8 protein-coding genes are annotated in these 9,381 nt (G+C 64.6%); all 8 read right to left on the bottom strand.

The window, feature by feature from the left end; translation table 11 throughout:
* Nucleotides 1-2: 2 nt before the first annotated feature.
* Nucleotides 3-917 carry a DMT family transporter gene (locus HYH07_RS34955; RefSeq protein ID WP_220006716.1) on the bottom strand — a complete coding sequence of 305 codons (915 nt, stop codon included), beginning with the start codon at nucleotides 915-917 and terminating at the stop codon, nucleotides 3-5.
* Nucleotides 918-997: 80 nt separating this feature from the next.
* Nucleotides 998-1,813: an NUDIX hydrolase gene (locus HYH07_RS34960; protein WP_220006717.1), complete on the bottom strand. Its 816-nt coding sequence runs from the start codon at nucleotides 1,811-1,813 to the stop codon at nucleotides 998-1,000.
* Nucleotides 1,814-1,817: 4 nt separating this feature from the next.
* Entirely contained in the window at nucleotides 1,818-2,771 is a 954-nt protein-coding gene (locus HYH07_RS34965; protein WP_220006718.1) for a dihydrodipicolinate synthase family protein, read from the bottom strand.
* Between the two features lie 23 nt (nucleotides 2,772-2,794).
* Entirely contained in the window at nucleotides 2,795-3,673 is an 879-nt protein-coding gene (locus tag HYH07_RS34970) for an SDR family oxidoreductase (protein ID WP_220006719.1), read from the bottom strand.
* A 91-nt stretch (nucleotides 3,674-3,764) separates the two neighbouring features.
* A complete protein-coding gene (locus HYH07_RS34975) occupies nucleotides 3,765-4,625 on the bottom strand; it encodes a MaoC family dehydratase (RefSeq protein ID WP_220006720.1) in 861 nt (286 codons plus the stop codon).
* 144 nt (nucleotides 4,626-4,769) lie between these two features.
* Complete coding sequence (locus HYH07_RS34980) at nucleotides 4,770-5,159, bottom strand: Zn-ribbon domain-containing OB-fold protein (RefSeq protein WP_220006721.1); 390 nt, start codon at nucleotides 5,157-5,159, stop codon at nucleotides 4,770-4,772.
* A complete protein-coding gene (locus tag HYH07_RS34985; protein ID WP_220006722.1) occupies nucleotides 5,159-6,316 on the bottom strand; it encodes a thiolase domain-containing protein in 1,158 nt (385 codons plus the stop codon). The genes HYH07_RS34980 and HYH07_RS34985 overlap by 1 nt, the downstream gene beginning before the upstream one ends.
* 308 nt (nucleotides 6,317-6,624) lie before the next feature.
* Nucleotides 6,625-9,381 (bottom strand): indolepyruvate ferredoxin oxidoreductase family protein (locus HYH07_RS34990; RefSeq protein WP_220006723.1); only part of this gene is annotated, 2,757 nt, incomplete at its 5' end.

Below are 9,381 nucleotides of genomic sequence, written 5' to 3' on the forward strand. Positions count from 1 at the left end.
CTTCATGATGGTTTAACGACGGCCGCCCGCCGCGCCGGGATCGTCATGGCGGCGACACCGAGGACGACGCAGGCGAGGCCAATCCATGCGGTCCGGCGCAGGGTCTCGCCGAGGAAGGCGACGCTGATGGCAACCCCGATGGGGACGCGCAAGTAAGCCTGAGCGGTGGTGCCGACCGAGCCGAGGGTCTGGATCAGGCGGAAATAGATCGCGAAGGCGGCTGCGGTCGAGAATACCGCGAGCGCGAGCAGCGCGAGGACGGAGCTTAGCGACGGCGACAGCGTCCAGGGCTGCTCGAGCACGAGCGAAGCCGGGATCAGCACGGCCGCGCCCGCCAGCAGCGAGCCGGCGGCGGGCGCCATGGGATCGAGGCCCTTGAAGCTGCGGCCGAAGATCGCGGCGCAGGCGTAGCAGATGGTGGCGGCGACGATTGCCGCCTCCGCAACGAGGCCGCGGCCGATCTCGCGGAACGCATCGACGCCCACGATCAGCAGGATGCCGGCCATGCCCGCGACCACGCCGAACAGCTTTCGCGGCGTCGTTGCCTCATGGCGGGTGATGATCGCGGTGAGCAGGAAGGTGAAGATGGGCCCGGCCGAATTGAGGATGGTGGCGAGCGCGGCATCGACGTGGCGTTCGCCCCAGGCGATCAGGGTCCATGGAATGACGCTGTTGAGCACGGCCTGGAACGCGAAGCGCTGCCAGGTCGCGGCATCCGTCGGCATGCTGATGCCCCTCGCCCACATGACCACGAGCAGCAACAGGCCCGCAACCGTCGTGCGCGCGGCGATCAGCGTAACCGGGGGGATGGTGGCGACGCCGAGCTTGATGAAGGTGTAGGAGCCTCCCCAGAGGGTTGCGAGCGCGACCAGCAGCGCCAGCTCGACGGCGATATTGGTGTCCTGCCTGGCGTCCATCTGATCCGTCCCATCCATTCGCGATGGACGGAACCTAGCGCATCAGTGGTCGCCAATACTTCGTTCGGTAACGAAGTGTCCTAGCCGACCGCGCCGACCTCGAACACCTCGCCGTCATAGCCAGCCTCGCGGGGGATGCGGAGCTGCCGCCCGCTTTCGGTTTTCGTCATCACCGGCATCACCGTGACGATCGACATCCCCTTGGCATGATCGAGCGCAGCACTCACGCTTGGCTGCTTCGCGAGCCGGATCAGATTTCGCGTGGTCGGGAACGGCAGCTTGAAGCGGCCGCTCTCACCGCCCTCCACCGCCTCGCGTGCTGACAGCCAGATCGAGTCGGTCGACTCCCGCCCGTCATGCGCGCCGAGCTGGTCGGGCGGTGCAGCCGCGAGAAAAAACCAGGTGTCGAACCGCTTGGGCATGCCCTCCGGCGTGATCCAGTGCGCGTAAGGCACGAGCGTGTCGAGCGCGAGCTGAAGGCCGTTATCGTCGAGAATTTTCAGGAAGCTGATCTTGTGCTCGTTCAGCGCGACGCGATGCGCGTCGGCGATCTCGCCGGCGCGTTTGGCATCGATCGGCATACCCGACTCCGCCGAACGCGCCAATAAAATGCCGCTCTCCTCAAACGTCTCGCGGATCGCGGCGATACGAAAACCACGGTCCGCTTCGCTTAAGGCCTCGCCGCCCGAATAGAGATCGAACCGTTTGACGATCTCCTGATCGCCGGCATCGACGCTGCCGCCGGGAAACACCAGGGCGCCCGAGTTGAACTCGATCTGGTGATGGCGAACCATCATGAAGACCTCAACTTCGCCGCGGCCCTTGCCGTCGGCCTTCGGCCCGTCGCGGAGCAAGAGGATGGTCGAAGCGGACCGCGGTGCTGATGTCTCGGGCATGCAACTAACCTGCCGCGCTGGATTGCGGGCCGAGATTGGCGCGCTTGTCGAAACGGGCTACGCGCGACAAGAGATAGTCGACTTCCGCTTTCGCGGTCGCCGTCATCGTCGCGCCCGGCTTGCGCTGTGCGCTGGAGGCGATGATGCCGCGCTTCTGCAGCACGTATTTGCGCACGGTCAGGCCGACGCCGGGCTGCTGCTCGTAGCGGATCAGCGGCAAATGCGCGTCGAAGATGTCATGCGCGGCATCGCGCTTGCCGGCCTTGGAGAGGTTGACGACGTCGATCAGAAGCTCGGGGAATGCATAGCCGGTCATGGCGCCGTCAGCGCCGCGCTCCATTTCAAAGTCCAGGAACGTGCCGCCATTGCCGCAGAGGATTGAGAGCGGACGGAGCGAGCCGTCCTTCTGGAAGCCGCGCAGGGCCGTGATCTTTTCCAGGCCCGGCCAGTCCTCGTGCTTGAGCATCACGCAGTTCGGATTGTCCATGACGATCTTGCGGATCACGGCGGGCGTAAACACCACCGTGAGCGTCAACGGATAGTCCTGGAGCACCCAGGGCACATCGGGGCCGATCGCCTCGGCCGCCTGCTTGAAATAGCCAACGATCTGATCGTCGGTGCGCAAGCTGGGCGGCGGCGCGATCATGACGCCGGCCGCGCCTGCATCCATCGAGGCCCTGGCCAGCGAGCGCATGGTGGCAAAGCCCGGCGCGGAGACGCCGACGATCACCTGCATCTTCCTGGCGCGCTTGACGTAGCGAACCGCGACCTGCTCGGCCTCGACGGCATCGAGCTTCGGGGCCTCGCCGAGAATGCCAAGCACCGTGACGCCGTCGCAGCCGACCTCCTCGTAGAAATCGGTCAGGCGGTCGATCGAGCGCTCGTCGATGCGGCCGTCATCGTGGAACGGCGTCGGCGCGATTGCGAAGGTGCCCTTGGCGTCGGCGGTGAGCTTCATCGTCGTCCTTGTCTCTTCCGTGGCTAAAACCGCCGCGCCCCCATCTTGATCTGCTCCTCCGAGAAGAAGATCTCGTTGGCGTGATCGACGATGTCCTGGGCCTTCCAGCCCGAGTGCGGCGGCTTCCAGCCTTCCATTTCCATCATCCGCATTTCGCGCACGCCGCGGGGCCCGGACACGCCCAGCACCTTGCCGGTCTGGTCGCCCGACAAATCGCTGACCATGTATAGCACGGCCGGGGCGATCCCGTCCGGCCCCAGCGCTGCACCTGGGTTCTCCTTATAGCGGGGCAGGTCTGCGGTCATGCGGGTCAGGGCGCCCGGCGCGAGCGTCCAGATCCGGATGTTGTACTTGCGACCCTCGATCGCCAGCACGTTGGACAGGCCCCAGATGCCGCCCTTGGCGGCGCCGTAATTGGTCTGACCGAAATTGCCGATCAGGCCTGAGGTCGAGGAGGTGTTGACGATGACGCCGCCGCCATGTTCCCGCATCCAGCGAAACACCGGCATGGTGCAACAGAAGGTGCCTTTCAAATGCACCTTGATGACCTTGTCCCAGTCGGCCTCAGAGGCCTTGTGAAAGGTCTGGTCGCGAAGGATACCCGCGTTGTTCACCAGGATATCGGCGCGGCCGAAATGCCTGATGGCGTCGTCGAACACCGACTGGCCGCCCTCCATGGTGGAGATGTCGGCGCCGTTGGCGACCGCCTTGCCGCCCTCGGCCTTGATCGCGTCCACCACCTGCTGCGCCATGGACTTGTCGGCACCGGAGCCGTCGCGGGGCCCGCCGAGATCGTTGACCACGACCGAGGCCCCTTCCCGCGCGAACAGCTTTGCGTAGGCCTCACCGAGCCCCCCGCCCGCGCCGGTGATCAGCGCAACCTTGCCGTCGAGTAGTCCCATGATGGCTTCTCCCTGTTCTTGCTCTTTCGTGTCCCGGCTCTGCAGCGCACCGCTAAGGAGCGCTGCGCTGCGTCCGGGGCACGAGATCGACTTAACCCAACACCGTCTTGCCGTTCTTGATCACCGTAACTCCGCGCGACTTCACCTTGGCTTCGAAGGAGATCGTGTTGCCGTCCTTCCAGAGGTCCATGGTGACAGTCTCGCCTGGATAGACGGGCGAGGAGAACCGCGCGACGTGCTGGCGGAACGCTGACGCATCGTAGTCGGCATAGGTCTGCAGCACGCCGCGGCAGGTGATGCCGTAGGTGCACATGCCGTGCAGGATCGGGCGCGGGAAGCCGGCCTTCCTGGCGAACTCGGGATCGGAGTGCAGCGGATTGCGGTCGCCGCAGAGACGATAGACCAGCGCCTGGTCCGGGCGCGTCGTGATGTCGATGGTCTTGTCGGGCGCGCGCGAGGGGATCTTGTGCGGATCGGGCTGGGTGAGATTCGGCCCGCCGAAGCCGCCGTCGCCGCGAGCGAAGCGCGAGGCGACAAGTGTCGCGAGCTTCTCGCCCTTCTCGTTCTTCAGCACGGTCTGGTGGCTGATGACGACGCCCTTGTCCTTGCCCTTGTCGTAGACCTCGAGCACGGAGGAATCGGCGGTGATATTGGCGGCGACCGGCAGCGGCTGGTGGAAGGTGATGTCGCGCTCGCCGTCAACCACCATGACGCGGTTGAGATTCATCTCGCCCGGGCCCGAGCCCCAGGCCGCGACGGAGGCAAAGGTCGGCACGACCTTCAGCGGCCGCGGCGTGAGCGTGCCCTCGTTGACGAAGGCGAGTTCGTTCTCGTCCATCGGGTCGGCGCCGAGACCGATGCCGTAGGCGTAGAGCATCACCTCGCGGTCGGTGTAGGCATATTTCTGGCCGAGGTTTTTCAGGCCTTTGAGTTCTTCGTATCTGGCGGACATTTTGTTTGTTTCCTCCCGGTGGTTCTCATCCTCATGGTGAGGAGGCGCTGTTGCGCCGTCTCGAACCATGAGGATGTCCGAAACGCTTCTTGTCGTGGCCATCCTTCGAGGCGCTTGCTTCGCAAGCTCCTCAGGGATGAGGACCTACACCGGCGTAAAAAACGGCAGTGGCGCCCCGTCCGTCGGCTTGAACACCACCTTCACCTTCTGGCCGATCTTGAGCTTCTCGAGATCGCAGTCGACGAAATTGGTCTGCACCGACGGTCCCTCCTTCAGCGTGACGTAGCCGATGGCGTAAGGACCGGTCGGAGATTTCCGCATCAGGCTATAGGTGTAGATCGTGCCCTCGCCCGAGGCTTCCTCCCACACCGTCTTGTCGGAGTAGCAGAACGGGCAGATCGAGCGCGGGAAGTAATGCGCCTCGCCGCACGCCGTGCAGCGCTTGATCATAAACCTGCCCGCTTTCGCGGCGTCCCAGAACGCAGCGGTCTCGGGGTTCGTGACCGGCGCTGGATATTTTTTCGCTTCGCTCATCACACGCGCTCCAGAATGGCCGTCGAGGCGGCGTGGCGAACGCCCAAAAGGCCGCCGGTGCCGTGGGCGATGGCGAGATCGCAATTCGAAACCTGCACCTTCGGATGCGCCTCGCCGCGCAGCTGCCTGACGGCCTCAATGATCTTGGTCATGCCGCCGCGATTGACCGGGTGGTTGCTGCACAGGCCGCCGCCATCGGTGTTGAACGGCAGCTTGCCGACGCCCGAGATCAGATTGCCGTCGGCAACGAACTTGCCGCCCTCGCCCTTCCTGCAGAAGCCGAGGTCCTCGAGCTGCATCAACACCGTGATGGTGAAGCTGTCATAGATCGAGGCGTATTTGATGTCCTTCGGCGTGATGCCGGCCTCCTCGAACGCGCGCGGGCCGGACCAGACACCGGCGGAGTAAGTGAGATCGAGATCCTTGCCGCCCCGCGGACCCTTCATCGCCTCGCCATGCCCGATCAGGCGCACCAGCGGCTTCTTCAGGCTCCTGGCGATTTCAGGCGTGGTCACGATCAACGCGCCGCCGCCGTCGGAGACGACACAGCAATCCATGCGATGCAGCGGATCGGAGATCATCGGCGAATTCAGCACGTCCTCGACGGTGACGACGTCCTTGAGCATCGCATGCGGATTGTATTGCGCATGATGGGAGGCCGCGACCTTGATCCAGGCGAGCTGTTCGCTCGTGGTGCCATAGTCGTGCATATGGCGCATGGCACACATGCCATAGGCATTGTGTGTGGTCGCACCGTAAGCAGACTCGAAATCGGCTTCCGCGCCGGCCGCGCGCGGCGGCATCGCGCCGGTGCGCGGCTTGCCCGCGAGCGTGATGAGCGCGATCGAGCACTTGCCTGCCGCGATGGCTTCAGCGGCATGGCCGAGATGGATGATGTAGGAGCAGCCGCCGGTCTCGGTGGAATCGACATGACGGAGCTTTTTGGTGTTCAGCCCGAGATAATCGACCATCGGCCAGGCGCCGCCGGGCGCATCGCCCGCGCAGAAATAGCCGTCGACATCGTCCTTGCTGATCCCGGCATCCTCGATCGCGCCCTTGGCGACCTCGGCATGAAGCTGGGCGGTGGATTTGTCCGGCGCATGCCGGGTCGGGTGTTCGTAGATCCCGGCAATGTAGGCCTTGCCCTTGATGGTCAAAACAGAGGTCTCCGCTCGCGTTTTTTCTTCGCGCTTTTTTCTGAACCGCACCGCGCGGATTGGCAAGCGCGGAAATATTCCGCCTCGCGAGAGGGCGGCGTGTGTGCCCGACGGCACAAGCCGCTTTTCGTTTTACACGAAATGGAGCCGGACTCTCGAAAACAACCCCATGCACAGTAGAACGAGGGTTGATTTCAAAGAGGAAATTGTAGGGTGGGCAAAGCGACAGCGTGCCCACGCATTTTCCGTGATCGAGAGAGATGGTGGGCACGGCGCAAGCGCGCCTTTGCCCACCCTACATGACTTTCCTACTCCGCCGCGATCTGCCGCGGCGCTGGCGGCGGGCTCGCCAGATCGGCGGCGAGCTGGGCGTAGCGGGCCTTGGCGTCCGCCACGGCCTTCTCCTTCACCGGGCCGTAGCCGCGGATGCGGTCGGGCAGCGAGAGGAGTTCGACGGCTGTGTCGTGCGTGAGCGGCGACAACAGGCCGAGCACGGTGGCGACGTCCTTCTCGTAGCCTGCGATCAGGTCGCGCTCGAGCTTGCGGTCGGCGCTGCGGCCGAAGATGTCGAAGGGGGTGCCGCGCAGGAATTTGAACTTGGCGAGCACGCGGAAGACCTTCAGCATCCACGGGCCGAAGGCGCGCTTCTTCGGGCGGCCCAGCGCATCGACGCCGGACGCCAAAATCGGCGGGGCGAGGTTGAAGCTGAAGACGTAGTCGCCTTCGAACTGGTCGCGGAGCTGCTGCTCGAAAGCGCCGTCAGAGAACAGGCGCGCGACCTCGTACTCGTCCTTGTAGGCGAGCAGTTTTGCGTAAAAGATCGCGACCGCGCGCGGCAGCGCTTCGCCATGGCCCCCCTTGATCGCGGCATCGCGAACCTCATCGACCAGCTTGCGATAGCGCTTGGCCAGGCGGCCGTTCTGATAGGCGGTGAGATGCTTGGCGCGGTGCTCGATGATCTCGTCAAGCATCATGGCGTCCAGCGTCTTGGGCGCGGCAACCTCGTCCGTGCCCTTCAGCATCTCGGCGAGGCGCGCAGGGTCCGCGACGGCAAGGCGGCCGAGGCGGAAGGCTTCCTTGTTCATCTTGATCGAAACGCCGTTGACCTCGATGGCCTGCTCGATCGCTTCCGCCGACAGCGGAAACAGCCCCTTCTGATAGGCATAGCCCATCATCATCATGTTGGTGGCGATGGCATCGCCGAGCAGCTGCTCGGCCGGCCTGGTGAAATCGAAGAACACGGAGTCCTTGTGCAGCGCCGTCTCCAACAGGCCGGTCAGCTTGCGGGTCTGGAAGTTGAAGTCGCGGTTGAGCACGAAATCGGCGGTGGGGATGACGTGGCTGTTGATGATGCCGCGGGTGCGGCTGGTGTCGCACAGCGAGATGGTGTCCTTGGCGACCGCGACCACCTCGTCGGCGGCGAGCACGACATCGGCCGTGCCGGTGACGATGCGCGAGCACGTCACTTCGGCCGGATGATCGGAGAGGCGGACGTGGCTGAGCACCGCGCCGCCCTTCTGCGCAAGGCCGGACATGTCGAGGATCATCGAGGCCTTGCCCTCGATATGGGCGGCCATGCCGAGCAGCGCCCCGATGGTGAGCACGCCGGTGCCGCCGACACCGCCGACGGCGATGTTGTAGGGCTTGTCCAGTGTCGGCTTCGAGGCCGGTTCGGGCAGCTCACCAATATCGGCGAGCTCGGCCGGCGCGCGGTGGCGCGGCTTGCCGCCGTCCACGGTGACGAATGACGGGCAGAATCCCTTGAGGCAGGAATAGTCCTTGTTGCAGGCGGACTGGTTGATGGCGCGCTTGCGGCCGAACTCGGTCTCCAGCGGCTCGACCGAGATGCAGTTCGACTGCACCGAGCAGTCGCCGCAGCCTTCGCAGACGGCCGGGTTGATCATGACGCGGCGCGCCGGATCCTCCATCAGGCCGCGCTTGCGGCGGCGGCGCTTTTCGGCGGCGCAGGTTTGCACGAACACGATCGCAGAGGTGCCCTTGTACTCGCGGCACATCTTCATGACGTTCTGCAAGTCGTCGCGGTGATATTTCTTGACGCCGGGCGCAATGCTGTCGGCGGGATAGGCGTCCGGGTTTTCCGAGACCAGATAGATCTCGCGGATGCCTTCGGCGTGAAGCTGGGCCATGATCTTCTCCGGCGAGAGATCGCCGTCATGGCGCTGGCCGCCGGTCATGGCGACGGCGTCGTTGTAGAGGATCTTGTAGGTGATGTTGGCCTTGGAGGCGATCGCCTGGCGAATGGCGAGAATGCCCGAGTGGAAATAGGTGCCGTCGCCGAGGTTGGCGAATATGTGGTTCTCGTTGGTGAAGGGCGCGATACCGACCCACGGCACGCCCTCACCGCCCATATGGGTGAAGGTCTCGGTCGAGCGGTCCATCCACAGCGCCATGAAATGGCAGCCGATGCCGGCGAGCGCACGGCTGCCCTCAGGGACTTTCGTGGAGGTGTTGTGGGGGCAGCCGGAGCAGAAGTAAGGGGTGCGAGAAACCGGCGCCGTGGGGATCATCTGGGACGCCTGCCGGCCGTTGAACCAGTCGGCCTTGGCGCGAAGCATCTCGGCAATCTCGGGGTTGAGATTAAGTCGAAGCAGCCGTTCGGTCAGCGAGGTCGCAAGCGAGGCGACGCTGAGCTCGGCGGCGAAGGTCAGGAAGCGCTTGTCGTGCTCATCCATCTTGCCGACGATGCGCGGGCGGACGTCGTCGCGCCAGTTGAACAGCTCCTGCTTGACCTGGTTCTCGACGATCTCGCGGCGTTCCTCGACGATGAAGATCTCCTCCAAGCCGACGGCGAACTGGCGCACGCCCTCCGGCTCCAGCGGCCAGGGCATGCCAATCTTGTAAAGACGAAGACCGATTCTAGCGGCGATCTCTTCGGTGATGCCGAGCTCGCGCAGCGCCTGCCGCACGTCCTCATAGCTCTTGCCCGAGGCCATGATGCCGAAACGGGCGTTCGGCGAATCCATGGTGACGCGGTTGACCTTGTTGGCGCGTGCGAAGGCGATCGCGGCAAAGCCCTTGTAGTCCTGCAGGCGCCGGTCCTGCTC

The sequence above is a fragment of the Bradyrhizobium sp. BR 10261 genome (assembly GCF_019455395.1).
Taxonomy (GTDB): Bacteria; Pseudomonadota; Alphaproteobacteria; order Rhizobiales; family Xanthobacteraceae; genus Bradyrhizobium; species Bradyrhizobium manausense.